Source organism: Sphingomonas telluris, from assembly GCF_022568775.1.
GTDB lineage: Bacteria > Pseudomonadota > Alphaproteobacteria > Sphingomonadales > Sphingomonadaceae > Sphingomicrobium > Sphingomicrobium telluris.
This window is the reverse complement of the sequence record NZ_JAKZHW010000002.1, coordinates 161541-185389: the sequence shown is the minus strand read 5'-3', so window position 1 is coordinate 185389 and position 23849 is coordinate 161541. Positions and strand designations below refer to the sequence as shown.

At 65.0% G+C, this 23849-nt stretch carries 27 protein-coding genes; 14 read left to right on the top strand and 13 right to left on the bottom strand.

Annotated elements, in window-relative coordinates; all coding sequences use genetic code 11:
* The first annotated feature begins 57 nt into the window (after nucleotides 1–57).
* Nucleotides 58–1566 carry a DEAD/DEAH box helicase gene (locus LZ016_RS11870; protein ID WP_241447679.1) on the top strand — a complete coding sequence of 503 codons (1509 nt, stop codon included), beginning with the start codon at nucleotides 58–60 and terminating at the stop codon, nucleotides 1564–1566.
* 67 nt (nucleotides 1567–1633) lie between these two features.
* On the opposite strand, the gene LZ016_RS11865 is transcribed toward LZ016_RS11870, so the two are convergent.
* The gene (locus LZ016_RS11865; protein ID WP_241447678.1) at nucleotides 1634–2305 is read right to left on the bottom strand and encodes a PEPxxWA-CTERM sorting domain-containing protein; all 672 of its coding nucleotides are present in this window, start codon (nucleotides 2303–2305) and stop codon (nucleotides 1634–1636) included.
* Between the two features lie 300 nt (nucleotides 2306–2605).
* Here LZ016_RS11865 and gyrB point away from each other — a divergent pair, with 300 nt between their 5' ends.
* Nucleotides 2606–5110 (top strand): DNA topoisomerase (ATP-hydrolyzing) subunit B, encoded by a 2505-nt coding sequence (gyrB, locus tag LZ016_RS11860; RefSeq protein WP_241448364.1) that lies wholly within the window; start codon nucleotides 2606–2608, stop codon nucleotides 5108–5110.
* Nucleotides 5111–5144: 34 nt separating this feature from the next.
* Nucleotides 5145–5921 carry an endonuclease/exonuclease/phosphatase family protein gene (locus LZ016_RS11855; RefSeq protein WP_241447677.1) on the top strand — a complete coding sequence of 259 codons (777 nt, stop codon included), beginning with the start codon at nucleotides 5145–5147 and terminating at the stop codon, nucleotides 5919–5921.
* Here LZ016_RS11855 and rpoN read toward each other — a convergent pair.
* From rpoN to LZ016_RS11830, 5 genes are read right to left on the bottom strand one after another with little or no spacing between them, the layout of a single operon-like run.
* Nucleotides 5918–7393, bottom strand: coding sequence for an RNA polymerase factor sigma-54 (gene rpoN / locus LZ016_RS11850; protein ID WP_241447676.1), 1476 nt, complete (start codon nucleotides 7391–7393; stop codon nucleotides 5918–5920). The two genes, LZ016_RS11855 and rpoN, sit on opposite strands and share 4 nt — an antisense overlap.
* Nucleotides 7394–7415: 22 nt before the next feature.
* A complete protein-coding gene (lptB, locus tag LZ016_RS11845) occupies nucleotides 7416–8189 on the bottom strand; it encodes an LPS export ABC transporter ATP-binding protein (RefSeq protein WP_241447675.1) in 774 nt (257 codons plus the stop codon).
* Nucleotides 8189–8740 (bottom strand): LptA/OstA family protein, encoded by a 552-nt coding sequence (locus tag LZ016_RS11840; RefSeq protein ID WP_241447674.1) that lies wholly within the window; start codon nucleotides 8738–8740, stop codon nucleotides 8189–8191. The genes lptB and LZ016_RS11840 overlap by 1 nt, the downstream gene beginning before the upstream one ends.
* Nucleotides 8737–9375 (bottom strand): LPS export ABC transporter periplasmic protein LptC, encoded by a 639-nt coding sequence (gene lptC / locus LZ016_RS11835; protein ID WP_241447673.1) that lies wholly within the window; start codon nucleotides 9373–9375, stop codon nucleotides 8737–8739. The genes LZ016_RS11840 and lptC overlap by 4 nt, the downstream gene beginning before the upstream one ends.
* Nucleotides 9376–9389: 14 nt before the next feature.
* The gene (locus tag LZ016_RS11830; RefSeq protein WP_241447672.1) at nucleotides 9390–10010 is read right to left on the bottom strand and encodes a ribonuclease D; all 621 of its coding nucleotides are present in this window, start codon (nucleotides 10008–10010) and stop codon (nucleotides 9390–9392) included.
* Between the two features lie 220 nt (nucleotides 10011–10230).
* On the opposite strand from LZ016_RS11830, the gene LZ016_RS15565 reads away from it, so the two are divergent.
* The gene (locus LZ016_RS15565; RefSeq protein ID WP_277622771.1) at nucleotides 10231–11037 is read left to right on the top strand and encodes a cold-shock protein; all 807 of its coding nucleotides are present in this window, start codon (nucleotides 10231–10233) and stop codon (nucleotides 11035–11037) included.
* Between the two features lie 101 nt (nucleotides 11038–11138).
* Here the strand turns inward: LZ016_RS15565 and LZ016_RS11815 are convergent, their stop codons facing one another.
* The 3 genes from LZ016_RS11815 to LZ016_RS11805 are packed head-to-tail and all read right to left on the bottom strand — an operon-like array spanning nucleotide 11139 to nucleotide 14430.
* Nucleotides 11139–12434, bottom strand: coding sequence for a metal-dependent hydrolase family protein (locus tag LZ016_RS11815; protein WP_241447671.1), 1296 nt, complete (start codon nucleotides 12432–12434; stop codon nucleotides 11139–11141).
* 47 nt (nucleotides 12435–12481) lie between these two features.
* Nucleotides 12482–14083 carry a cisplatin damage response ATP-dependent DNA ligase gene (locus LZ016_RS11810; protein ID WP_241447670.1) on the bottom strand — a complete coding sequence of 534 codons (1602 nt, stop codon included), beginning with the start codon at nucleotides 14081–14083 and terminating at the stop codon, nucleotides 12482–12484.
* A gap of 41 nt (nucleotides 14084–14124) precedes the next feature.
* Complete coding sequence (locus LZ016_RS11805) at nucleotides 14125–14430, bottom strand: hypothetical protein (protein WP_241447669.1); 306 nt, start codon at nucleotides 14428–14430, stop codon at nucleotides 14125–14127.
* A gap of 152 nt (nucleotides 14431–14582) precedes the next feature.
* Between LZ016_RS11805 and rpmG the strand changes: the two genes are divergently transcribed.
* Nucleotides 14583–14750, top strand: coding sequence for a 50S ribosomal protein L33 (gene rpmG / locus LZ016_RS11800; RefSeq protein WP_187708539.1), 168 nt, complete (start codon nucleotides 14583–14585; stop codon nucleotides 14748–14750).
* 149 nt (nucleotides 14751–14899) lie between these two features.
* On the opposite strand, the gene LZ016_RS11795 is transcribed toward rpmG, so the two are convergent.
* Nucleotides 14900–15289 (bottom strand): response regulator, encoded by a 390-nt coding sequence (locus tag LZ016_RS11795; RefSeq protein ID WP_436286375.1) that lies wholly within the window; start codon nucleotides 15287–15289, stop codon nucleotides 14900–14902.
* A 49-nt stretch (nucleotides 15290–15338) separates the two neighbouring features.
* On the opposite strand from LZ016_RS11795, the gene LZ016_RS11790 reads away from it, so the two are divergent.
* Genes LZ016_RS11790 through LZ016_RS11765 form a run of 6 tightly spaced genes read left to right on the top strand, consistent with a single transcriptional unit; the run spans nucleotide 15339 to nucleotide 19268 of the window.
* Nucleotides 15339–15605, top strand: a complete 267-nt coding sequence (locus tag LZ016_RS11790) for a DUF3572 family protein (RefSeq protein WP_241447667.1) — start codon at nucleotides 15339–15341, stop codon at nucleotides 15603–15605.
* Nucleotides 15602–16219: an HAD family hydrolase gene (locus LZ016_RS11785; RefSeq protein WP_241447666.1), complete on the top strand. Its 618-nt coding sequence runs from the start codon at nucleotides 15602–15604 to the stop codon at nucleotides 16217–16219. The genes LZ016_RS11790 and LZ016_RS11785 overlap by 4 nt, the downstream gene beginning before the upstream one ends.
* Nucleotides 16216–16962 carry an SDR family NAD(P)-dependent oxidoreductase gene (locus tag LZ016_RS11780; RefSeq protein ID WP_241447665.1) on the top strand — a complete coding sequence of 249 codons (747 nt, stop codon included), beginning with the start codon at nucleotides 16216–16218 and terminating at the stop codon, nucleotides 16960–16962. Before LZ016_RS11785 ends, LZ016_RS11780 begins: the two co-directional genes overlap by 4 nt.
* Before the next feature lie 33 nt (nucleotides 16963–16995).
* Nucleotides 16996–17457 carry a RidA family protein gene (locus LZ016_RS11775; protein WP_241447664.1) on the top strand — a complete coding sequence of 154 codons (462 nt, stop codon included), beginning with the start codon at nucleotides 16996–16998 and terminating at the stop codon, nucleotides 17455–17457.
* Complete coding sequence (locus LZ016_RS11770) at nucleotides 17375–18142, top strand: glycerophosphodiester phosphodiesterase family protein (RefSeq protein ID WP_241447663.1); 768 nt, start codon at nucleotides 17375–17377, stop codon at nucleotides 18140–18142. Before LZ016_RS11775 ends, LZ016_RS11770 begins: the two co-directional genes overlap by 83 nt.
* On the top strand, nucleotides 18129–19268 hold the full coding sequence (locus LZ016_RS11765) for a GNAT family N-acetyltransferase (protein ID WP_241447662.1): 1140 nt from the start codon (nucleotides 18129–18131) through the stop codon (nucleotides 19266–19268). Before LZ016_RS11770 ends, LZ016_RS11765 begins: the two co-directional genes overlap by 14 nt.
* Here the strand turns inward: LZ016_RS11765 and LZ016_RS11760 are convergent.
* A complete protein-coding gene (locus LZ016_RS11760) occupies nucleotides 19244–20170 on the bottom strand; it encodes an isoaspartyl peptidase/L-asparaginase family protein (protein WP_241447661.1) in 927 nt (308 codons plus the stop codon). The two genes, LZ016_RS11765 and LZ016_RS11760, sit on opposite strands and share 25 nt — an antisense overlap.
* A 100-nt stretch (nucleotides 20171–20270) precedes the next feature.
* On the opposite strand from LZ016_RS11760, the gene LZ016_RS11755 reads away from it, so the two are divergent.
* From LZ016_RS11755 to LZ016_RS11745, 3 genes are read left to right on the top strand one after another with little or no spacing between them, the layout of a single operon-like run.
* Nucleotides 20271–21173 (top strand): SPFH domain-containing protein, encoded by a 903-nt coding sequence (locus tag LZ016_RS11755; protein WP_436286365.1) that lies wholly within the window; start codon nucleotides 20271–20273, stop codon nucleotides 21171–21173.
* 10 nt (nucleotides 21174–21183) lie between these two features.
* Nucleotides 21184–21384: a type II toxin-antitoxin system antitoxin gene (locus tag LZ016_RS11750; RefSeq protein WP_241447660.1), complete on the top strand. Its 201-nt coding sequence runs from the start codon at nucleotides 21184–21186 to the stop codon at nucleotides 21382–21384.
* On the top strand, nucleotides 21381–21530 hold the full coding sequence (locus LZ016_RS11745) for a hypothetical protein (protein WP_241447659.1): 150 nt from the start codon (nucleotides 21381–21383) through the stop codon (nucleotides 21528–21530). Before LZ016_RS11750 ends, LZ016_RS11745 begins: the two co-directional genes overlap by 4 nt.
* On the opposite strand, the gene LZ016_RS11740 is transcribed toward LZ016_RS11745, so the two are convergent.
* A complete protein-coding gene (locus LZ016_RS11740) occupies nucleotides 21527–23326 on the bottom strand; it encodes a hypothetical protein (RefSeq protein ID WP_241447658.1) in 1800 nt (599 codons plus the stop codon). The genes LZ016_RS11745 and LZ016_RS11740 overlap by 4 nt on opposite strands.
* Nucleotides 23327–23375: 49 nt before the next feature.
* Nucleotides 23376–23840, bottom strand: a complete 465-nt coding sequence (locus LZ016_RS11735; RefSeq protein ID WP_241447657.1) for a hypothetical protein — start codon at nucleotides 23838–23840, stop codon at nucleotides 23376–23378.
* Nucleotides 23841–23849 lie beyond the last annotated feature (9 nt).

Below are 23849 nucleotides of genomic sequence, written 5' to 3'. Positions count from 1 at the left end.
CTTTTTTGACCCCCTCGGACCGCGCGTTTTGCGCGGCCGTTTCATATTGGAATTTTCATGTCCTTTCATAATCTGGGGCTTTCCAAGCCCCTGCTCGACGCGCTTGCGGCCAAGAATTACGCTCAGGCGACGCCGATCCAGTCCCAGGCGATCCCGACGGTCCTGACCGGCCGCGATCTGCTTGGCATCGCCCAGACGGGCACGGGCAAGACGGCGGCGTTCATGCTGCCGTCGCTCGACCGTCTGGCCGCCAACCGCAACATCCCCAAGCCGGGCCAGATCCGCATGCTGGTTCTCGCCCCGACCCGCGAACTTGCATCGCAAATCGCGGACAGCGCGCAGACCTACGGTCGCTTCATGCGCCTGTCGGTCGGCGTCATCTTCGGCGGCGTTCCGAATTCGAAGAGCGTGCGCACCGTCGCGCGCGGCCTCGACGTGCTCGTCGCGACCCCGGGGCGGCTGCTGGACCTGATCGACCAGCGCGCCCTGAGCCTGCGCGAGCTGGAGATCCTCGTCCTGGACGAGGCCGACCAGATGCTCGACCTGGGCTTCATCCATGCGCTGAAGCGGATCGTCAGCCTCGTGCCGGCGAAGCGCCAGACCCTGTTCTTCTCGGCCACCATGCCGAAGGCGATCAAGGAACTCGCGGACCGCTATCTGACCAACCCGGCCGAGGTCGCGGTGACGCCCGTCGCCAAGACCGCGGATCGCGTCCAGCAGAAGGTCGTCCTGGTCAATCAGGCGGAAAAGACCGCGCTGCTGACCATGTTCCTGCGATCCGAGCAGACCGAACGTACGCTCGTGTTCAGCCGCACCAAGCATGGCGCAGACAAGATCGTTCGTCTGCTCGAGGCGGCCGGAAACGCGTCCAACGCCATCCACGGCAACAAGAGCCAGGCGCAGCGCGAACGGGCGCTCGCCCAGTTTCGTTCGGGCGAAGTCTCGGTCCTCATCGCAACGGACATTGCTGCGCGCGGGATCGACATCCCGGGTGTCAGCCACGTCATCAACTATGACCTTCCGGAAGTTCCGGAGCAGTACGTGCACCGTATCGGACGCACGGCCCGCGCCGGCGCCGAGGGCAAGGCGATTGCCTTCTGCTCGCCCGATGAGCGCGGCCTGCTGCGCGATATCGAGCGGCTCACCCGCCAGAAGGTCGACGTTGCGCCGCTGCCGGAGGATTTCCTCCAGCAGGCGGACGCGTTGAAGCGCCTCAAGCCCGCTCCGAAGGCCGAACAGCCCCGACGCGCGCCGTCGCGCGGCTTCAAGGCTGGTCGCCGTGCCGACGGCCAGCGTCGCGAGAACCGCAACGATCGTTCTGGTCAGCGGCAAGAGCACCGCAGCGAACGGCCTGCGGGCCAGCGCTCAGAGCATCGCAACGAGCGCTCCAACCAGGATCGTTCGGGGCAGCCGCGCTCCGGCCAGCAGCGCACCGACCGTCCGCAGCAGCGGCATCCGCATCGCGGTGAAGGTCATCCGGCTCATCGTCCGGAAGGTGGCCGGCCGAAGCCGTTCGGCGGCCGCGGACGCCGTCGTCCGTCAGGTGCGCATAGGGCGCAGGGCTAAGCAAGGAACCCCCCAGCTTCGCCACCTCCGAGCGTGGAGTGGCGAAGCCGGGAGGAACATCGTCACATCAGGCGAGCTGCGTGAGCGCTTTCGCCTTGCGGCTGCGGCGAAGGGCAAAGCCGGTGGCACTAAAGCCCAGCAGCATCATCGTCCAAGTAGCCGGTTCCGGGACGCTCTCGGTGAAAGTTGGCTCGCCGAAAAACAGGTTCGGGCCCCAGTACCCATCCGCTACGTCGTTACGCACGACTGTGTCAAAGGTCGGCATTGCGCCAGACGAAGTGCTGAACCAGCGATTATCATTGTAAGTGATGTTCGGATCGGTGGCGAAGCCAACGTCGTTCCACGTGTAGTTATTTGTATCACTCACGCCGCCGATCAAATAGTCGCCAGGGAGCAGCAGGAGCTCGGGTATCGTGACGTACCGAAAGTGTCCCTGCAGGCCGTAGGTATTGTCCACCGTGACCTGCGCCAAAAGCGTTCCGGTCGTCAGGCAGCCGGAGGTGTCGCAGCGCCAAAGTGCCACGGGATTGGAATCGACATTGCCGGTTAGTGGATCGGCGTACCAGCCAAGTCCGCTCACCGTGACTTCATTCAGCACGGTGAAACTGTTGGCGAAATCCCAACTGCCGTTCGTGAAGCTGTTACTGGCGCTGGTGAACTCCCACGCCGGACCGTCGGCCCAAGCCGGTGTTGCAATCAAAGCGCTGCCGGCAAGCAGCGCTAGAGTAGCTTTGCGCATTCGAAGCCTCCCTTCGTTGCCCCTGCACGAAGTGGCCGCCTGGAATGAAATGGCGAGCCCGACTCGCCTCCACCGTAAAGTTATTATGACATTAACTTTAGATAAGGAAAAGCGGCTAACAACAGGAAATTACGTACCGAATTGACACGGAGTGAGCGCCTGCGGCTACGGCTGGACCGCCCGCAAGCAAGCTCGAAAACCCGCTGGCGAATACCTATATCGGGGATTACGGACTCACGCGCGCGTGCGTGCGCGCGTTTGACCGAGACTTTTGCGACCTATCCTCCTATCCCGGACATCATGGCAACCGATCCCAACACCAATTCCTATGGCGCCGAGAGCATCAAGGTCCTCAAGGGCCTCGATGCCGTGCGCAAGCGTCCCGGCATGTACATCGGCGACACCGACGACGGCTCAGGCCTCCACCACATGGTGTTCGAGGTTAGCGATAATGCGATCGACGAAGCGCTTGCCGGTCACTGCGACCGCGTCCTGATCACCCTCAACCCGGACGGCTCGGTTTCCGTCGAGGACAATGGCCGCGGGATTCCGACCGGCATCCATCCGGAGGAGGGCGTTTCGGCGGCCGAGGTCATCATGACCCAGCTCCATGCCGGCGGTAAGTTCGAGAACACGTCAGACGACAATGCCTACAAGGTTTCGGGCGGCCTGCACGGCGTCGGCGTCTCGGTCGTCAACGCCCTCTCGGAATGGCTCGAGCTCACTATCTGGCGTGACGGCGAAGAGCATTTCATGCGCTTCCGCCACGGCGACGCCGAGGCACCGCTGAAGCTCGTCGGCCCTGCGCCCGAGGGCAAGAAGGGCACACGGGTGACCTTCCTTCCCTCGCCCGAGACCTTCAAGATCACGGAGTTCGACTTCGAGAGCCTCGAGCACCGCTATCGCGAGCTCGCCTTCCTCAACTCGGGCGTCCGTATCATTCTGGCCGATGCCCGCCACGAAGAGCGCGTTGAGCACGAGCTCTATTACGAGGGCGGCATCGGTGCCTTTGTGCGCTATCTCGATCGCGCCAAGACGCCTCTGTTCCCCGATCCGATCGCCATCTCGGCGGTCCGCGACGGCATCGGCATCGACGTCGCGCTGGAGTGGAACGACAGCTACTACGAGAACGTCCTCCCGTTCACGAACAACATCCCGCAGCGCGACGGCGGCACGCACATGGCCGCGTTCCGCGCCGCGTTGACCCGCACGCTCAATGGCTATGCGGAAAAGTCGGGCCTCCTGAAGAAGGAGAAGGTCACGCTGACCGGCGACGACATGCGCGAAGGCCTGACCGCGATCGTCTCGGTGAAGCTGCCCGACCCGAAGTTCAGCTCTCAGACCAAGGACAAGCTGGTCAGCTCGGAAGTTCGCCAGCCGCTCGAAAGCCTGATGAGCGACAAGATGAGCGAATGGCTGGAGGAAAATCCGGCCAACGCCCGCGCCATCATCCAGAAGGTCATCGACGCCGCTGCGGCGCGCGAAGCCGCACGCAAGGCGCGCGAAGCCAGCCGCAAGTCGGTCATGGGCATCGCGTCGCTGCCCGGGAAGCTCGCCGACTGTCAGGAGCGCGATCCGGCGCTCAGTGAACTGTTCCTGGTCGAGGGTGACTCCGCCGGCGGCTCCGCCAAGCAGGGCCGGAATCGGCAGAACCAGGCCATCCTCCCGCTCAAGGGCAAAATTCTGAACGTCGAGCGGGCGCGGTTCGACCGAATGCTCGGATCGAAGGAGATCGGAACTCTGATCCAGGCGTTAGGGACCGGCATCGGCCGCGAAGAATTCAACCTCGAGAAGCTGCGCTATCACAAGATCGTCATCATGACGGACGCCGACGTGGACGGCGCTCACATCCGAACCCTGCTGTTGACCTTCTTCTACCGGCAGATGCCCGAGCTGATCGAAAACGGGCACCTGATGATCGCCCAGCCGCCGCTGTACAAGGTGAGCCGCGGCCGGTCGGAGGTCTATCTGAAGGACGATGCGGCGCTCGACGAATATCTCGTCGAAGCCGGTCTCGACGGGCTGGTCCTGGACACCAAGGACGGTTCGCGCAGCGGCCAGGACCTGCGTTCGCTCGTCGACCATGCGCGCCGCATGCGCACGCTGATGCGCTACGCTCCGCGCAAATATAGTCCCGCGCTGATCGAGGCGCTGGCCATCAACGGCGCGCTCAAGACCAACGTCGACCAGGCGGGCCAGGAGAAGGCCATCGCTGCGACCGCCGAATGGCTCGGCCGGGCGGACGAAGAGGCACAATGGTCGGGCGAAGTAGCGGCCGAGGGCGGTTACCTGTTGCGCCGCCTGTGGCGCGGCGTGACCGACGCCTACATCTTCGAAAAGAGCTTCCTCATCTCGGCCGAGGCGCGAAAGCTGGCTTCGCTCTCAGCGGAGCAGGCGGCCGTCTACGCCGCGCCGTCGCTGCTCAAGACGCTCAAGAAGGGCGCCATGACCGAGGAGCAGAAGCCTGAGCCGATCGAAGGCGTGGAGGCCGACGAACAGCCGACCGAGGCAGACACGAAGGGCAAGGCAGTCGCGGTTTCGCGTCCGTCCGAGCTTCTGGACGCCGTGCTCGCCGCCGGTCGCAAGGGCCTCAGTATCCAGCGCTACAAAGGTCTCGGTGAAATGAATGCCGAGCAGCTGTGGGAGACGACGCTGGACCCGGCCAACCGATCGCTCCTGCGGGTCGAGATTGCGCAGGCCGACGTGGCCGACGAGATCTTCACGCGGCTGATGGGCGACATCGTCGAGCCGCGGCGCGAGTTCATCCAGGAGAATGCGCTCAGCGTCGCGAACCTGGACGTCTAAGGAACTGCCGTCAGCCGTCGGGGTTCGCGCTAGGGTGACTGCTCAGCCGTCGATCACTGTTGCCAGCTACAACGTCCGCAAGGCGATCGGTACCGATCGCCGGCGCGACCCGCAGCGCGTGCTCGACGTGCTGCACGAAATGGATGCGGACATCGTCGCGCTGCAGGAGGCGGACAAGCGCTTCGGCGGCCGGGGCGCCGCGGTCCCGCATGAGCTGATCGACACGCACGGCATGTACAAGCCGGTCTACTTCGGCGTGAAGCACCGCCGCGTGCTCGACCATATGCCCGGCGGCAAGCACGTCGACGCCTTGCTCAAGGTCAACACGCGCAACATGGGCTGGCACGGCAATGCCATCCTCGTGAAGCAGCACATCGGCGTGCTCGATTGCGCAGCGCTGGAGCTGCCGACCTTCGAGCCGCGCGGCGCCGTGCTTGCCGAGCTGCTGATCGAAGAGCAGCCGATCCGCGTCGTCGGCATGCACCTCGACCTGTCCGGCTTGTGGCGCCGTCGTCAGATTCGGTCGATCCTCGATGCCGTTGCGAAGCGCCCGCAGCGCATGCCGACCATCTTCATGGGTGACACCAACGAATGGCGCGAAGCCGCAGGCTGCCTGCGCGATTTTGAACCGCATTTTCACATCGCGCCGACGGGCCCCAGCTTCCACTCGCGCCATCCGGTCGCAGCGCTGGACCGCATCATCGTCGAAAAGGACTTCCGCATCGACGCGGCGGGCGTCCACATGAGCCCGTCCGCCCGGCGCGCGTCCGATCACCTTCCGATCTGGGCGAGGGTCTCGAACGGGGCCTAGGCAGCGCCGGCGATCTTGCGCTGGCGGCGGCGCTGGACCGACGAGCCAATCCCCATCGCCTCGCGATATTTGACCACGGTCCGGCGGGCGCAGTCGAAACCGCGCTGCTTGAGCAAGCCTGCGATGGCGTCGTCGCTCAGGATCTCGGTCTCGCCATCAATGATGTCGCGGATCGCGGCCTTTACCGCCTCCGCGGAGGCGCCTTCTCCATCCCCTTCGGTCGAGGCGACGCCGGAGGAGAAGAAATACTTCAGCTCGAACAGACCGCGGTCGCAAAGCATGTATTTGTTCGACGTCACGCGGCTGACCGTCGATTCATGCATTTCGATCGCCTCGGCGACCTCCCGCAGCGTCATTGGCTTCATCGCGCTGACGCCTTCCTCGAAGAAGCCTTGCTGACACTTGGTGATCTCGGTGACGACCTTGACGATGGTCCGCGCTCGCTGGTCGAGCGCCTTCACCAGCCAGTTGGCGCTGGCGAGGCATTCGCTCAACCATGCCCGCGATGACTTGTCCTGCGGGCCGCTCTTCAGTTCCTGATAGTAGCGGCGATTGACGAGCAGGCGCGGCAGCGTTGCCGTGTTCAGCTCGACTGCGTAGCCCGCGCGCGTCTTGCGGACGAAGACGTCGGGCGTGACGCTCTCGACGCCCTTGCTCGAGAACTGGCAGCCCGGCTTCGGATCGTAAGCGCGAAGCTCCCGTACCATGTCGGCAAGGTCCTCGTCGTCGACGCCGCAAATCCGCTTGAGGTCCGCCATCCGCCCTTTCGCGAGCAGCTCGAGATTGTCGATCAGCCGCGCCATCGCCGGGTCATAGCGGTCGGCTGCCTTGGCCTGCAGCGCCAGGCATTCCGCGAGATTGCGAGCCCCGACGCCCGCCGGCTCCAGGTCCTGCACCAGCGCGAGCGCATCCTCGACTAGCGCTACTGGCTCGTCCGTCGCCTCGGCAATATCGCGGACGTGCAGCGTGAGATAACCGGTCTCGTCGAGCATCTCGGCAATCGCCCGCGCGAGCTGCCCAACTTGGCCGCTCGCACCATGAAGCTGATTGAGCAGGTGCTCGGCGAGCGAGTCCGCCGCATATTCCATCCGTTCGAAGTCGGGTCCGTCCTCGGAACTCGCCGTGCTCGTCACGACATCGGTGAAGCTGTCGGTTTCCAACGCCTCGCTGTTCCAGTCGAAATCGAGCGGCTGATCCGAAGTGCCGTCCGACGACACCATCAGCTCGTCCGCGCCCGGGGCCGCGGGCTCCTCCAGCGAATCCAGGACTTCGGCTTGTGGCGCTTCCGGAGCGGATCCGCCCTCATCTTCCCCGGAACCGCCCTCCAGAAGCGGATTCTTCGACATCTCCTCGGCGATCACCGCTTCCAGCTCGAGGTTCGACAGCTGCAGCAGCCGAATGGCCTGCGTCAGCTGCGGCGTCAGGACGAGCGCCTGCGTCTGTCGAATGTCTAGGCGGGGGCCGAGAGCCATGGGCCGATACTAGCGGGAAAACCTAAAGGGCGAAGCTCTCACCGAGATAAAGTCGCCGCACTTCATGATCTGCGACAAGGGCTTGCGGCGTGCCCGCGAACAGCACCTGCCCATCGTAGATGATGCAGGCGCGGTCGACGATATCGAGCGTCTCGCGAACGTTGTGGTCGGTGATCAGCACGCCGATGTCGCGCTTCTTCAGCTCGCGGACGAGCTCGCGGATATCCGCGATGGAGATCGGGTCGATGCCCGCGAACGGTTCGTCGAGCAGCATGATCGACGGATCGGCCGCAAGCGCGCGCGCGATCTCGCACCGGCGGCGCTCACCGCCTGACAGCGCCATCGCCGGCGATTCGCGAAGATGCGTCAGGCCGAACTCCCCGAGCAGCTGCTCCAACCGGGCGCGGCGCGCCTCCTTTTCGGGCTCCGACACTTCGAGGACGGACATGATGTTCTGCTCGACCGTCAGGCCGCGAAAGATCGACGTTTCCTGGGGCAGGTACCCAAGGCCGAGGATCGCCCGCCGGTACATCGGCAGCTCGGTGATGTCTTGGCCGTCGAGGAAGATGCGGCCGCTGTCCGGCTTCACCAGGCCCATGACCGAGTAGAAGCAGGTCGTCTTGCCGGCGCCGTTGGGGCCGAGCAGCCCGACGACCTCGCCGCGGTGGACGTCGAGCGACACGTCGTGAAGCACCGCGCGGCGGTCGTACGCCTTGGCGATCGACCTGACCTCCAGGCCGCCGCTCGCGAGTCGCGGTTCGACCGCGGGCCGCGGGAGAGTGGTGGCCTCGTTCATCAGCCGCCCTTCTTCTGCGGGACAGTGAAGTGCCCAGTCACGCGTCCGCCGCTCTGGCCGACGCCCGCTGGACCGCCCTCGATCACTGCGCGGCCGGAATCGAGGTCGATGACCAGCCGCTGCCCGTTGATCTGCGAGCCCTCGCGCTGGAGGACGACGTCGCCGACCAGCGTGATCAGCTTACGATCGAGATCGTAGATGCCGAACGAGCCGCGTGCGGTCTCGGACGGGCTATGCACCGTCACGCCGCCGCTCGCGTCGAGCCGCTGAATCTGGACTCCGCCGCCGCTGGTGTAGGCGACCGTGAGGCGTGCGGTATCGAGGGTCAGTTCGTCCTGCTTCACATGGACGTTCCCGGCAAAGATCGCGCGGTCGGCGCGGTCCTGAACCTCGATCCGGTCCGCCGCGACGTCGATCGGCGCATTGCTGTTATGTCCCTTCAGCGCAGAGATCGGCTGCTGTTGCTGGGACGGCTGCGACTGGGCCCCGGCGGTCGCCGAAGCCAGGGCAAGCGGCACGAAAAGGAAGCTCAACCGTCGCATCGTCGTCATCTGACGGTCCCCTGTACGATTTTCAAGCGAGCGCCGCCATCGAGCACGACCGTTCGGTCAGAAAGGTTCGCGTGCATCCGGTTGGCCTGGAACTCGCCGAGCTCCGTCCGGCCCGTCACGCCCCCTTTGCTCTCAACCGTGTTCTGCTTGAAATCCACGGTCACATTGCGCGTGGCGAGCTGTTCTCCCTGGGGACCGGCGACCTTTACGGGACCTTCCACGTCCACCTTCTGCTGGTCGAGGTTGTAGCGACCCTGGTTCGCCGCGACGGTGACGGGACCGTCGGCAAGGCCGATCCGCGCGAGCATTCCCCAGATGTCGACGATCGGCTGCTCGGAGCTGCGCTGTAGTGCGCGGTTGGCAGTGATCTGAAACTTCTGGCCCTTGTTGTCCTCGCCGACATAGCGGGCTTGCTCCACGCGCATGCGCTCGGGCACATTCTCGACCTTGTTCTTGTCGAGAATGAAGCTGACGTCCCCGCGCTTATCGAGGGGCGACATCGCAAGGAACGCGATGATCACGCCGACGGCGCTCGGCAACGCGATCTTGGCGAAGCGCACGATGCGATCGTGCGAACCGCCGGGCACAGCCCAGCGCTGCTTCGTATCGCGTTCCCTGGAGGCGAGATCGGACATTCCAGCCTCAGTCCTCAGCCATCGTGTGCAAAAATGTCCTGCTCGGCCCAACCGGCAAGGTCGAGCAGAGCGCGGTGCGGAAGGAAGTCGAAGCAGGACTGGGCAAGTTCGACGCGGTTCTCGCGCGCGAGGCGCTCGTCGAGCTTCTCCTTCAGTTGGTGAAGGTAGCGGACGTCGCTGGCCGCATATTCGCGCTGGGCATCGTTGAGTTCGGGCGCGCCCCAGTCGCTCGTCTGCTGCTGCTTCGACAGGTCGATGTTCAGCATTTCCTTGACCAGTTCCTTGAGACCATGCCGGTCCGTGTAGGTCCGGACTAGGCGCGAAGCCGTGCGCGTACAGTAAAGCGGAGCGGCGAGGACGCCGAGGTAGTAACGCATGATCGCCACGTCGAATCGGGCGAAATGGTAAAGTTTGAGCCGATTCGAATCGGCGAGCAGCGCCTTCAGGTTCGGCGCGGCGTAGTCGCTGCCGCGGCGGAACCGGACGAGATGCTCTTCCCCTCGGCCGTCGGACAGCTGCACGAGGCATAGCCTGTCGCGGCCGGGATAAAGGCCCATCGCCTCGGTATCGACGGCAATTGCTCCTTGGAATTCAACGTCCGAGGGGAGGTCTTCTTCGTGGAAATGGATGCTCATTCAATCGTCCTGGCCATTCTTTCCTGTCCCCTTAGCAGACCTTCTTCGCCGCTGCTTCAGGCCATGTCACGGCAAAGAGTCGGGAACCACTGGAGAGGAGCGCTTTTTTGATGTAAGGCGCTGAAAGGTGCGTGAACAAATGACGCGCCTGACCGGTTGCGCTTCCTGGGCCCAGCGCGTTGGTTCTAAGGTATTGCGGGCACAAGGATTTTGGACGGGCATGGGTTTCGATAGAGGGCGTAAGGGGGACCGCGGTGGTCGCGGCCGTGACAAGCGCGACGACTTTTTCGGTGGTGAGAGCAGCAGCTTTGGCGACCGCGGCGGATTCTCCGACCGTGGTGGCTTCGGCGGCGGTGGCGGCGGTGGATACCGCGGCGGCGGCGATCGCTTCGGCGGTGGCGGCGGCGGTGGCTACGGCGGCGGCGGCGGCGGCGGCGGCGATCGCTTCGGCGGTGGCGGCGGCGGTGGCTTCCGCGGCGGCGGCGGTGGAGGCGGCTTTCGCGGTGGCGGCGGCGGTGGCGGCGGAATGCCTCCCCAAGTCGTCGGCGAAGGCAAAGGCGTCGTAAAGTTCTTCAACCCGCAGAAGGGCTTCGGCTTCATCGTCCGCGACGATGGCGGCGAAGACGTCTTCGTGCACATTTCGGCGGTCGAGCAGGCGGGCCTTACCGACCTGGCCGACGGTCAACCGCTCGAGTTCACGCTCGTCGATCGCGGTGGACGCATCTCCGCGACCAACCTGCGCATCGACGGTGAGCCGATGGCGGTCGAGCGTGCCGAGCGCGCTCCGCAACGGCAGCTGACGGGTGAAAAGGCGACGGGCGTCGTCAAGTTCTTCAACGCGATGAAGGGCTTCGGCTTCATTCAGCGCGATGACGGACAGCCGGACGCCTTCGTGCACATTTCCGCCGTGGAGCGTGCGGGCATGCCGACGCTCAACGAAGGCGACCGACTGGAATTCGAAATCGAGGTCGATCGTCGCGGCAAGTATGCGGCGGTGAACCTCTCGCCAGCCAGCCAAACTGACTGAGAGCGGGTAAGAGGGCCGGAGTAATCCGGCCCTCTTTATTTTTGTGCACAGGGGCATCCTCGAACGACTGGTTCGATTTCGGATGAGAGCGCGCGCGGCGGTCAGTCCCTCATCGGGATGGGCGTGCCTCGGACCATGACATAGCCGACTCGCGTCACCGCCGTCGGATCGACCAACGGGTCTCCGTCGACTGCGATTAAGTCGGCGGACTTGCCGGGATCGAGCGTTCCGGTTTCGTTGGAGATGCCGAGCAGGTCCGGCCCGCCCTTGGTCGCCGCGATCAGCGCATCGCGCGGGCTCATTCCGCCCTTGCTGACCATCAATTCCACTTCCTTGTTCGCCTGATTATGCGGAGCCACTGCGCTGTCGGTTCCGAGCGCGATCTTCACGCCGGTGCGATAGGCAAGGTTCAGGCCCTTGCCCCAGACGTCGAACGTCTGGCGCGCCTTGGCCTCGGATTCCGGCGGAAGCTTGCCGCTGCCCATCAGCGACTGGACGCCGCTGAACGCCATCAAAGTCGCGGAATAGTAAGTGCCGTGCGCCTTCATCGCCTGTGCTCCGGCAGTATCGAGGAAGGTGCCGTGCTCGATCGAGTCCACGCCGGCGTTGGTGGCGGCTAGGATGCCTCTTGCCCCGTGTGCGTGCGCCGCGACTTTCAGGTGCATCGCGTGAGCCGCGTCGACGATGCCTTTCATCTCGGCATCGCTGAAATGCTGCTCCAGGCCCATCGCGCCCGGGTCGAGCACGCCGCCGGTCGCCATGATCTTGATGACGTCGACGCCCTTTGCGGCAAGACGGCGGACTGCCTCCTGACATTGTTCGACGCCGGTGCAGACCGCGGGGCTCAGGTGCGCAGCCTCGACGGCCTCCGCGAGCTCTGGCGGAAGGCCGGTGGCGGCATCGGCATGGCCGCCGATGATCGATAGCGGGTCGCCCGAAACCTTGATCCGCGGGCCCGGGAAGCGGCCCTCGGCGACCGCGTTGCGAACGGCGACGACCGCACTCGCGTCCCCACCGAGGTCGCGCACGGTCGTGAAGCCGCCGCGCGCCATCTCCAGCGCGTGGGTCAGCCCCAGCGTCGTCGCGTAGGGCACCGAATATTTCTGCGTGAAGTAAGCGTACCACGGGGTTCCGGACGTCTGGGTCAGGTGGACGTGGACGTCGGTCATGCCCGGCATCACGGTCCGGTTGCGTTCGTCGATGACCGCCGCACCGGTAGGAGCCGTGAAGCCGTCCTCGATGCGCGCGATGCGTCCGTTCTCGACGATGACGGTCGAAGCGCCTTTTGCGGGCTGCGCTGCATCGACGATCAAGCGACCGGCCTGGATGGCATAGGTTTCGGCACTGGCGGTGGTCGTGGCGACGAGGGCCGCCACCGCGGTCAACAGTTTCATCATGAAACTCTCCCCTGTTGCGCGGCACCGTAACGGCAGTTGCGCCGCCTTCAAGTGACCATTGCGAGCAGGGTTTCGATGCGATCCGCCTCATGCGCCGGCTTGTCGGTGCGGATGCGGCTGATGCGGGGGAAACGCATGGCGAGGCCGGACTTGTGGCGCGTGCTCTTGTGGATCGAGTCGAACGCGACTTCCAGCACCAGGCTCTTCTCGACCTCGCGCACCGGGCCGAAGCGCTGGACCGTGTGGTTGCGCACCCATCGGTCGATCCAGCGCAGCTCCTCGTCGGTGAAGCCGAAATAGGCCTTGCCGACCGGCAGCAGCTCGCCGGTCTGGGTCCAGCAGCCGAAGGTGTAGTCACTGTAATAGCTGGACCGCTTCCCGGACCCGCGCTGCGCGTACATCAGGACGCAATCGGCGGTCAGCGGATCGCGCTTCCATTTGTACCAGAGGCCGGCGCGCCGCCCGGCGACATAGGGGCTGTCGCGGCGCTTCAGCATGATGCCTTCGATCGCTGCGTCTCGGGCGCCGGCGCGAAGCTCTTCCAGCTCCTCGAAGGTTGCAGCCTCAATCAGTTGCGAGATGTCGAAGCGCTCCGGGTCGAGCCTCGGGACGAAGGATTCCAGATGCGTCCGGCGCTCGCTCCACGGCAGTTCGCGGCGGTCGTCCGGGCCGTCGAACAGGATGTCGTAAAGCCGCACGAAGGCCGGATACTGACCGAGCATCTTCTGGCTGACGTTCTTGCGGCCGAGCCGCTGCTGAAGCGCATTGAAGCTCGCCGCGGCGCCGCCGTGCAGATCCTCGACGCCCTGGTCGGAGCCACGCACCAGCAGCTCGCCGTCGAGCACGCCGTCGCTCGTGAAAGCGTCGGCGATCTCCGGAAAGCTGCCGCTGATGTCGTCGCCAGTGCGGCTATAGAGCCGCGTCTGCCCCGCCGTCCGGACGATCTGGACGCGGATACCGTCCCACTTCCACTCCGCCGCATAATCGTCGAGCGAGACCTTCGTCTCCTCGAGCGGATGGGCGAGCATGAAGGGCCGGAAGACCGGCACGTCGCTTGGCGTTGGCTGCGGGGAGCGGCCCTCCGCCCAATCGAACAACTCGAGATACGGCGGCCGCAGGCCGTGCCAGACCTCCTCGACCGCCTCGACGTCGATCCCGAACGCGTCCGCCAGCGCCTGCTTCGCCAGTCGCGCGGAGATGCCGACGCGAAGCGCACCCATTGCGACCTTCAGCAGCGCGAACCGCCCCGACGCGTCGAGATGGTCGAGCATGTCGGCTAGCACTTTCGGCGCCTCCATCTTGCTGGCAGTCCGAAGATGCTCGACCGCCTGGCTGATGCTGACCGTGGCATCGTCCAGCTCGGGCTCGCCGTCGGCCGCATCGTCCCACAGCAGCGAGATCGTCTCCGCCGAATCGCCGACATAGTCGCGGCTCATCCGGAACAGCACCGGGTCGATCCGCTCCTCGACGAGGCCACGGATGGCGGCCGGCTTCACATGAGGGATGTCGAGCGTGCCCGTGAGCGCAGCTAGGGCGATGCCTCGATCCGGATCCGGCGTTTCCTTCAGGTAATCGCCGATCAGCTTGAGCTTGGTGTTACGCGATCGCGTGTAGACCAAATCGTCCAGCAGCTGGGAGAATGCACGCATCGGGCATCACAATGCCTCAAGGGCGTTGCGGTGCCGAAACTTTAGTGAAGGCGGATGGCGAGGGCGGCGAGGATGGCGTTCGTGTCCGTCGTCCCGTTGCCGTCGAGTGCCTCGTCCATATGCTCGAGGCAGCATTGCAAAGCGATGCGGTGACCCGGAAGCAGCGCGAGCTGCGATGAGCGATGCGCAAGGCTCTCGAGAGCCGCCAGGCCGTTCACGGCAGCCACTTCGCGGATGGCGTCCATCTGCTCATGTATGTCGAGGGGTGACAGCCGCGCCGCGCGCTTGTTGAGGTCGGCGATGCGGTCACCGAGCTGCTTGCGGACCTGATCGAGCGGGCGTGTCATTGAACGGAGTTTCGCCGGTCAGGGTTAATGACCTGTTACAAGCCCGTGTCTGCTTGACAAATTGTGGCCACGCGGCCATTTGCGCCCCCGATCGAGCGGCCGCTGCTGTGCGCCGCTCTCTCTTTGTTTTTCGAGAATCAGGACAAGGCGCGATGGCCAAGCCGACAACCGTCAAGATCAAGCTCGTCAGCACGGCCGACACGGGCTTCTTCTATGTGACCAAGAAGAACCCTCGGAACCAGACCGAGAAGATGAGCTTCCGCAAGTACGACCCGGTCGCGCGCAAGCACGTCGAGTTCAAGGAAGCCAAGATCAAGTAAGGTCTTGGGCGCTCGCGCGCTCAGTCAGCTTACTGGCTGTCCTACATGGAGCCGCCATGCGATCATCGCCGGGCGGCTCTTTCGCATGTCCGCTTTCCGCGCCGCTAAAGTCACGGCAAAAGCGCCGCTCTCCGTGACTTTTGCGACCTTTAGGGGTGCAAGGCGTGCTCGCCGACCGGCTCCTTGCGGGCTAGCAGCGAATCCACTTCCTGGACGAAGCGGGCCACCGATATCGGCTTGGTTACGTAGGATTCCGCTCCTGCGCCTCGGATGCGCTCTTCGTCGCCGACCGACGCATAGGCGGTCACCGCCATGATCGGCACTTCCTTCAGCTTCTCGTCGGCCCGGATGAGGCGGATCAGCTCGAGCCCGCTCACGTGCGGAAGCTGGATGTCGGTGATGACGAGGTCGGGCGAGAAGTTCTGCGCGGCCTCCAGCGCCAGCCGGCTGTCCGTCACCGCCTCCGGCTCATGGCCGTGGGCGGCAAGCAGGTCGCAGAACAGCTTGATGTTGAGGGCGTTGTCCTCGACAATCAGGATCTTGGCCAAGCAATCCACCCCCGAAATTCCATTCCGAACGATCTAAGGCATGCTGCCCCGCTCGACAAATGACGCCGAGGCGCTCGCCCTGTCCGCTTTGGCCGCCACGTTCACCGACGAACGGCGGGCCCAGCGGTTCCTCGACCTGTCCGGTATCGGCACAGACGAGTTGCGGGAGCGCGCCAGCGACCCCGATCTGCTTGCCGCCCTGCTCCGTTTCCTCGAAGGGCATGAACCCGACCTGCTCAACGTCGCCGAGGCGATCGGGGTCAAGCCGCAAGAGCTGGTCGCGGCACGAGAGGAACTCGAAGCTTGAAGCGTCCGCTGCTGATCACCGACTGCGACGAAGTGCTGCTGCACATGGTCAGCCACTTCGCCGAATGGCTGGAGGCGGAGCATAACGTGCGCTTCGACTACACCACCGGCCGCTTTTCGGACGCGATGGTCAAACTCGACACGGGCGAGGTGCTCGCGCTCGACCAGACGTGGATCCTGCTCGACGCCTTCTTCCGGGGCGAGATGCATCGCCAGACCCTAGTTCCGGGCGCCGTGGAAGCGCTAGGCCGGATCGGCGAGGTCGCGGACATCGTGATCCTCACCAACCTCGGCAACGAGGCGCATCCCTGGCGCGTCGACCAGCTTGCCAGCCACGGCATACGTCATGACGTCATCTGTAACTCGGGCGGGAAAGGCGTTCCGGTCCGGAAGCTCGTCCGCGAGCGCAAGCCGTCGAGCACGACCTTCGTCGACGATCTGCCGATCCACCATGCTTCGGTCGCGAAGCACGCCCCAAAGGTCTGGCGCCTGCACATGATCGCGGAGCCTCGCGTCGCGCCGGCCGTTCCCGCTGCCGAGCATGCGCATGCCCGCATCGACGACTGGCCGGAGGCGTGCGACTGGATCCTCGACCGATTCTCGGAGAAGCCATGACCAAGACCATCCTGATCACCGGCGCGACGTCGGGTTTCGGCAGGGCCGCGGCCCGCCGCTTCGCGAAAGAGGGATGGCGCGTGGTCGGCACCGGCCGACGGGCCGAGCGCCTGCGCGAGCTGCAGGAAGAACTCGACGATGCTCTCCTTCCGCTCGAGATCGATATGCGCGACCTCGAAGCTGTCGAGAGCCTCGCCAAGCTGTCGGCGCCGTGGAGCGAGATCGACCTGCTTCTCAACAATGCGGGCGGAGCGCCCCCGACCTCATCGCTGCCCGAAACCGACTGGGCGCGGCTTCAGGAGGTCATCGATACCAATGTCGTCGGCCTCGTGGCGCTGACCCGCGCGCTCCTGCCCAAGCTCATCGAGCGGAAGGGCCAGATCATCAACCTGTCCTCGGTCGCCGCGAACTATCCGTACAAGGGCGGTGCGGTCTACGCCGGCACCAAGGCGTTCGTGCGCCAGTTTTCGCTCGACCTGCGCTGCGACCTGGCGGGTACGGGCGTCCGCGTGACGTCGGTCGAGCCAGGGATGGCAGAGACAGAGTTCACTGTGGTGCGGACAGGTGGCAACCAGGCCGCCTCGGACGCACTGTACGCGAACATGAACCCGATGACCGCCGAGGATCATGCCGATCTCTTCTGTTGGCTCGCGAACCTGCCGCCGCATCTCAACATCAATACGATCGAGCTGATGCCGGTGAACCAGAGCTGGGCCGGCTTCGCGGTGAACCGCGAGTCTTGACCCGGAGCGCTCGCGGGTGTTGAGGCCCGATCCATGAGCATCGACCAGCGCCTCGAAGAACTCGGCATCACCCTTCCGCAGCCTGCAGCCCCCGTCGCGTCCTACGTTCCGGCGGTCGAACAGGGCGGGCTCCTGCACATCTCCGGACAGATCAGCTTCAACGAGGATGGCAACCTCATTCTCGGCCGTCTCGGCGAGGACATGAACCTGGAACGCGGCATCGCTGCCGCGCGCCGCTGCGGGATCATGCTGCTCGCCCAGATGAAGGCCGCGCTCGGCTCGCTCGACCGTGTCGAGCGTATCGTGAAGCTGGGCGTATTCGTGAACAGTGATCCGTCCTTTACGGACCAGCCCAAGGTCGCGAACGGCGCTTCCGAGCTGATGCAGGAAGTGTTCGGCGAGGCGGGTCGTCATGCACGCAGCGCGGTCGGCGTTACCGTCCTGCCGCTCGGCGTTGCCGTCGAAGTGGATGCGATCGTCGCGGTCAGGGACTGACTCGCTCGATCCCGGACCCAAGGGGTTCGCACACCGGGGCCTCCACTATGGCTCCGGCTTTCCAGAGAATAGCCTAATATCTTTCGCCGCAGCGCTCGAACTCGGTGCGGGGATTGAATGCGACCTGCGGCTGACCGCCGACAATCAGGTGCTCGTGTTCCACGACCGTGATGCGTGGCGGATGTGCTCGAGCCCGCTCGTCATCGGGCGATCCACGCACGCGGAGCTGACGCGCTTGAAGGTCGGTGAAGGGCCGATCCCGACGCTCGAGAGCCTGCTCGCACTGGTGAACGGCGAGGTGCCGCTGCTGCTGGAGGTCAAGGTCGACGGCGACATTTGGCGCTGGATGCCCGCGTTGAAGACGGGCCTCGCGGACTACCGTGGCCCCTTTGGAGTAATGAGCTTCGACCCGCGTATCTCGCGGCTGCTCAAGACCAACATGCCCGACATCCGGAGGGGTCTCGTCATTCGCGATCGTTTGCCCGCACTGCGGCGGCGGATCGCCGTCTCACTCGCCGATCCCGATTTCGTGGCGGTCGAGCGCACCGCGCTTGCCAAGCCCTGGGTCGCTCGCCTCCGTGAGCGCATGCCCGTCTACAGCTGGACGATCCGAACCCCCGAAGACCGGGCGCAAGCGCAGGTTCATGCCGACGCCCTCATCTGGGAAGCCGATGGCCGACCGTGAAACCGAAGTCATTGCCAAGCTCGCCTCCGGCGTAGGCGGGCTTAACGGGCCGGCATGGGACCGGCTCGCCGCCGACGATCCATTTGTCAGCCATGCCTTCCTGTCGGCCCTCGAGGAATCGGGAAGCGTCGGCAAGGGCACCGGCTGGACGCCTGCGGCGATCCTCGTCGAGGATGATGCCGACCATCTCATCGCCGCGGCACCCGCCTATCTGAAGACGCATAGCCAGGGCGAATATGTTTTCGACCACGGCTGGGCCGATGCGTTCGAGCGGGCTGGCGGCGGCTACTATCCGAAGCTGCAGATCGCCGTACCCTTCACACCGGTGCCGGGGCCGCGCCTGCTCGGAAGCTCGCCACAGTTTCTGCTTGCCGCAGCCGAGGCAGTAGCGGCTCAGAACGAGATGTCCTCCGCTCACATCACCTTCCTGAGCGACGCCGATGCCGCGGAGTGCGAGCGGCGCGGCTGGCTGATGCGGCACGGCATCCAGTACCATTGGGAAAACCGCGGCTACCGCGACTTCGACGACTTCCTCGACGCCCTCGCCAGCCGCAAGCGCAAGGCGATCCGCAAGGAACGCGCTGCCGCCCGCAAGGACCTCGACTTCGTCGCTCTACGCGGATCCGAAATCGGCACGGCCGAATGGGAGTGGATGTGGCACTTCTATCAGGACACGGGCTCGCGGAAGTGGGGCCGGCCCTACCTGGCCCGCCGGTTCTTCGACCTGATCGGCGAGAGCTTGGGCGACCGCCTGCTGCTGTTCCTGGCCCTGCGCGACGGGCAGCCGATTGCGGGAGCGCTCAACCTGATCGGTGCCGACACGCTCTATGGCCGTTACTGGGGTGCGGTTGGGGAGGTGCAGTTCCTTCACTTCGAGCTCTGCTATTACCAAGCCATCGAATGGGCGATCGCCAACGGGCTAAAGTACGTCCAGGCCGGCGCCCAGGGCGAGCACAAGCTTGCGCGCGGCTACGAGCCGGTCATCACCAAGTCGGCGCACTTCATTGTCGATCCGGGTTTCCGGCGTGCGGTGGCACGGTTCCTCGACGAGGAGCGAGAGGCGATCGACAGCGAGGTGGAGTGGCTGCGGAAGTCGCTGCCCTACCGCTCGTCCTCCTCGGCGTAGATCGCGACGTTCCGCGTCTCCGCATCGGCGATGCCGCGGTACATCGCCCGAGTGGTAAAGCCCCAGGCCGCCTCGCCGGTCGGCGCGACCGCGATCATGCCGCCAAGCCCGCCGAGCTCGCGAATGTCCTCAAGAACGCCGTCGAGCGCCTCCTGAAGCGACTCACCCGCCAGCCGCATGCGCTCGGCGAGTTGGTGTGCGGCGACCGCGCGGATGAAATACTCGCCTGAGCCTGTCGCGGAAACGGCCGCCGAGCGATCGTCGGCATAGGTGCCCGCGCCAATCAGCGGAGAATCGCCGATGCGGCCCCACTGCTTGGCAGTCAGCCCGCCGGTCGAAGTCGCTGCGGCGATATGGCCCGACGTATCGACGGCGACCGCTCCGACCGTGCCGTACTTCACGTCCGCATCGAAACCGCCCTTCGCCATCAGCTCGTCGAGTTGGCGGCGGCGCTCGCCGGTTACGAACCAGCTGTTGTCGACCTGCTCCAGCCCGGCCTCGTGAGCCATGCGGTCCGCGCCTTCATAGGACAGGAAGACGTGCGGTCCTCGCTCCATCAGGATGCGCGCGAGACTGATCGGCGCGCGCGTCGTCTTCAGCCCGGCGACGGCTCCGGCCCGGCGGTTGCTGCCGTCCATGATCGCCGCATCGAGCTCGACGAGCCCTTCCGCATTCAGCGTCGAACCTCGACCCGCGTTGAAGCAGGCATCGTCCTCGAGGACGCGCACGGCGGCCTCGACGGCGTCTACCGACTTCCCTCCGTCGGCGAGAACTGCAGCACCCGCATCGAGCGCATCGCGCAAACCCTGGCGGGCGCGCTGCTCATGGTCGGAGTCGCCATGGGCAGGCCGCATCGCGCCGGCGCCGCCATGAATTACGAGTTTCCATTGAGGACGGGGCATCGGCTGCGCGCCTAGCAGAGCCGGGACCCTGAAAGCGAGCTGATTGACTCCGCTACGGCTGCGATATAATGATGATATCAGATTATCGAAGGAGGCATTCGTGTCTACAGGGGATGTGATTGCACTAAAGGCCAGCACCGAGCGGTCGGCCGGAACGACGAGCGGCTATTTGATGCTGTTCCTTCTCTTGCTCTGCATCGTGATGGGCGGTTTCGGGTTTCTGGGGCTGATCCGGACGCACGGCGAGGGGCTCTTTCTATGGACGACGTTGGGGGCGTCATTGCTAGCCGTTCTGATCCTCAGCGGCTTCTTCATGCTGCAGCCGAACCAGGCCGCAGCGATCACCCTGTTCGGCGACTACCGCGGCACCGATCGCAGCACCGGTCTGCGGTGGGTATGGCCGTGGATGGCCCGCAAGAAGGTGTCGGTCCGCGCGGTCAATTTCATTTCCGACCGCATCAAGGTGAACGACCTTCGCGGCAATCCCATTGAGATCGCTGCCCAGATCGTCTGGCGCGTGGTGGACACGGCGCAGGCCCTGTTCGACGTCGACGACTACAAGGAGTTTGTGAAAGTCCAGGTGGAGGCCGCGATCCGCACCGTCGGCTCGCGCTATCCCTATGACGACTTCGAGCACAAGGAGATCACTCTCCGCGGCAATCACGACGAGGTCGGAGTGGAGCTTCGCAAGGAGCTGATCGCGCGTCTCGCGGTCGCCGGCATCACCATTGACGAGTGCGGCTTCACGCACCTCGCCTATGCGACCGAGATCGCCGGTGCGATGCTCCGCCGGCAACAGGCGCAGGCCGTCGTCGCGGCGCGCCGGACCCTCGTCGACGGCGCCGTCGGCATGGTCGAGATGGCGCTGGATGCCTTGTCGGAGAAAAATGTCGTCCATCTCGACGACGAGCGTCGTGCGGCGATGGTGTCGAACCTGATGGTGGTCCTCTGCGGGGAGCGCGACACTCAGCCCGTCGTCAACACCGGCACCCTCTACACTTAGGCCTGAAGTCGTGCCCGGCGGCGAGCGCAAAGCCTATCCGCTACGCGTGGACCCGGACCTTTGGTCCGCGGTCGAGCGCTGCGCCGCCGCCGACTTGCGGAGCGTGAATAGCCAGGTGGAATGCCTCCTCCGCGAGGCGCTGAAGGCCCGCGGCGTGAAGCTGGAGCCGCCTACCCCCGTGAAGCGGGGACGTCCGAAGAAGGAAGGTTGAGGTGGCCGAATGGTTTGCGGCGAGGCGATACCGGCGTCGTGGGCGATGACCGCGCGACCAACCTCGAAGCCTATGCGAGCCCGTCGCTGTCGGTCGATCGCGAGCTGGTGGCGTCCGTCGCAGCCTTCGTGAAGGCGAAGAACTAGCCTACCGACAAATCGTGCTGCTGGTTGAGCAGCCGCCACTCGTCGAGGTCCGAAAGCATGGCCCGGGCGGCCTGCTCCACAAGGTCGCCTGCGCGGTTCAGGTCGCCGCCTTCATTGCGGAGCTTCCCGGCAATCTGCTCGAGCACTCGAGCCGTATGTTCGGAGCGCACGGCCCCGCCGACATAGTCGCCCTGGACGCGGATGCCGATCACGGCCGTGCCGATCGCGGGAAGCCCGGCCGACAGGATCGTGAAGAGATTGCTGTTGTACTTGACCCACTCAGGCGCGAGCCAGAAGCCGGTAATGAGGACCACACAGCCCAGGAGCGCCAGGCCGAACAGGGCATAACCGACGGCTTCCAGCCTTCCGTCGAGCCGCTCCGCCTGGTGGGCGCTCGTCCGGTGGTATGCCGTTTGTGGGGCAAGCTCGTGGTCGGCGATGGTCTCCGCGAGCCGGTGAACGCCCGCCGGGGCGATGGTGCCGTTCGGGCATCCCGCAGCGCGCCAGACCGCGCACGCGTACCATTCGACCCACCGCCGGGCCACCGGATTCGCGGCGGTCCCAGGAGGGTCCGGCGACGACACACCCACAATTTTGAGGCTGCGCATTGGCCGCAGCCGTTCGGCGAGTTGGCGATAGTCGAGCCAGCGCCTGTGCCACTGGTATTTGTTGCCGGTCCATGTGTTGGCGAGGATCAGGAGAACTGCGCCGAACTCGGCGAAGGCCAGTAGCTTCTTCCAGTCCGGCGCCACCAGCGTGGCGAGGGCAAGCAGGACTGCGGTGGCGGCAAGCACGAAGTTGAACACGTGCCCGCTGCGATAGGATTGGGCGTAATGGCTCGCGAGGCTGTCGGCCCAGGTATACCAAGCTTGCAGATTGCCGTTGGGCGTTGAAACCGCCTCAGCGCGGTCGCAGGCTTCACAGAAGCCCTGCCATTCCTTGCGGGTGAACTCTTCCGCGATGTCGCCTCGCCAGTGGTGCCGGCGCAGGCGCGACACGCCGGTCGCCGCCAGCATTAGCGGATATTCTATTCGAGGGCGAAGCCGTCTGCGGCACTCGCGCTGGAAGAGGCGAATGAATTCCTGCTCCTGCGGGTCCGGCGGGGGAGCAAGGAGGGCGCCGAGTAACCCGCGAAGCTGCTCGCTATCGAACTCGCGGGACGTTGCTGCATCGTCGAGGCGTGTCACGACGGCCGGCTCGAAGGCGCTCCACCGCAGTTTCGTCGGCTCATCTGCGTTGACGGGCACGTGGATGATAGGCGTGGCGCGTTCGAAGGCGAAGCTGACGATATCGCCCGTACCGCCCCGACCTCGTGCGGGAAGGCCGTCCCAAACCGCGATCAGGACGTCGCCATGCGCAACGGTCGCACGGCCGGCCATGACGTAGGCGTCGAGGTCCTGGGCGCTGCTGCCCGGCAGTTCCAACACGCACGAGGATTGCTTCAGGAGATCGTCGAGCCGGCGGCGGGCGTCGTCGTCGGTGAGGTCCAGCCGATAGCGGTTGCGAGCGAAGGGCAGGATCGCATGAAGCTCGTAGCCCAGGTCGAGGGCGATCTCGGCGGCGATCTGGTCCGCGCCATCGGCGAGGGGCGAAACGAAGATCAGACGGACGGCGGAGGGGGTGAAGAATATACCGCTGGCTACCTGAACGGCCTCCGCACCGCTCCTAATCTCTTCGAGCGTGGCACGAAGACGCTCGCTCAGCCGAGATACGGACTCGTCCGGCAGAGCGTCCTTGCGATGCCCGGTAATCCCGACGGCAAGAACGAAAGGTACTGACGGCGGGCACTCGCGCACCCGCCGACCGGTACCGACGCTGAACTCAGGTGCGTTTATCGCAATCCCCTCAGGTTTTGCCGCCGTTCGTGATGACCGGGTCGTATTGGTTCACCGTTGCGCCCGGGTTGCAAGTGAAGTTCCAAGCATAGGTCACGCTCATCGGTCCGTTGGCCGCGTTATTGCTGTTGTTGTCGGTGAACCCGGCCATCTTCGGCGTCTGGTTGTTGTGGATGTTCACGCCCGTGATCTGCTGCGAATTCTCACCCGATGGCGGCGGGCAGGCTGTCGAATTGTCGGCCGCGTCGAGACTCGCGAACTTCACGTTGAAGCCGGTATTATCGATGAGCGTGAAATTGAACTGCGTTGCCCCCGAATCTTTCGGAAGCGTCGCCCCGCCCGATCCGGTGATAGTAATGACGCTCCCGTTGAGAGTCGCCGTCAGCGTGACATTGACGGCGTTGTCTCCGTCGAGCTTGTCCTCCTCCTCGGCGGACCGCTGATGTGCTGCCGTGAGTGTTTCATCCTGTGTCATGGATGCGTC

Coding starts and splice junctions, on each gene's coding strand:
- LZ016_RS11765 (WP_241447662.1), top strand. CDS start 18,129: ATGGCCGACCGTGAAACCGAAGTCATTGCCAAGCTCGCCTCCGGCGTA.
- rpmG (WP_187708539.1), top strand. CDS start 14,583: ATGGCCAAGCCGACAACCGTCAAGATCAAGCTCGTCAGCACGGCCGAC.
- lptB (WP_241447675.1), bottom strand. CDS start 8,189: ATGAACGAGGCCACCACTCTCCCGCGGCCCGCGGTCGAACCGCGACTC.
- LZ016_RS11870 (WP_241447679.1), top strand. CDS start 58: ATGTCCTTTCATAATCTGGGGCTTTCCAAGCCCCTGCTCGACGCGCTT.
- rpoN (WP_241447676.1), bottom strand. CDS start 7,393: ATGGCTCTCGGCCCCCGCCTAGACATTCGACAGACGCAGGCGCTCGTC.
- LZ016_RS11840 (WP_241447674.1), bottom strand. CDS start 8,740: ATGACGACGATGCGACGGTTGAGCTTCCTTTTCGTGCCGCTTGCCCTG.
- gyrB (WP_241448364.1), top strand. CDS start 2,606: ATGGCAACCGATCCCAACACCAATTCCTATGGCGCCGAGAGCATCAAG.
- LZ016_RS11760 (WP_241447661.1), bottom strand. CDS start 20,170: ATGCCCCGTCCTCAATGGAAACTCGTAATTCATGGCGGCGCCGGCGCG.
- LZ016_RS11865 (WP_241447678.1), bottom strand. CDS start 2,305: ATGCGCAAAGCTACTCTAGCGCTGCTTGCCGGCAGCGCTTTGATTGCA.
- LZ016_RS11790 (WP_241447667.1), top strand. CDS start 15,339: ATGCTGCCCCGCTCGACAAATGACGCCGAGGCGCTCGCCCTGTCCGCT.
- LZ016_RS11830 (WP_241447672.1), bottom strand. CDS start 10,010: ATGAGCATCCATTTCCACGAAGAAGACCTCCCCTCGGACGTTGAATTC.
- lptC (WP_241447673.1), bottom strand. CDS start 9,375: ATGTCCGATCTCGCCTCCAGGGAACGCGATACGAAGCAGCGCTGGGCT.
- LZ016_RS11770 (WP_241447663.1), top strand. CDS start 17,375: ATGCACGCAGCGCGGTCGGCGTTACCGTCCTGCCGCTCGGCGTTGCCG.
- LZ016_RS11775 (WP_241447664.1), top strand. CDS start 16,996: ATGAGCATCGACCAGCGCCTCGAAGAACTCGGCATCACCCTTCCGCAG.
- LZ016_RS11810 (WP_241447670.1), bottom strand. CDS start 14,083: ATGCGTGCATTCTCCCAGCTGCTGGACGATTTGGTCTACACGCGATCG.
- LZ016_RS11735 (WP_241447657.1), bottom strand. CDS start 23,840: ATGACACAGGATGAAACACTCACGGCAGCACATCAGCGGTCCGCCGAG.
- LZ016_RS15565 (WP_277622771.1), top strand. CDS start 10,231: ATGGGTTTCGATAGAGGGCGTAAGGGGGACCGCGGTGGTCGCGGCCGT.
- LZ016_RS11815 (WP_241447671.1), bottom strand. CDS start 12,434: ATGATGAAACTGTTGACCGCGGTGGCGGCCCTCGTCGCCACGACCACC.
- LZ016_RS11805 (WP_241447669.1), bottom strand. CDS start 14,430: ATGACACGCCCGCTCGATCAGGTCCGCAAGCAGCTCGGTGACCGCATC.
- LZ016_RS11780 (WP_241447665.1), top strand. CDS start 16,216: ATGACCAAGACCATCCTGATCACCGGCGCGACGTCGGGTTTCGGCAGG.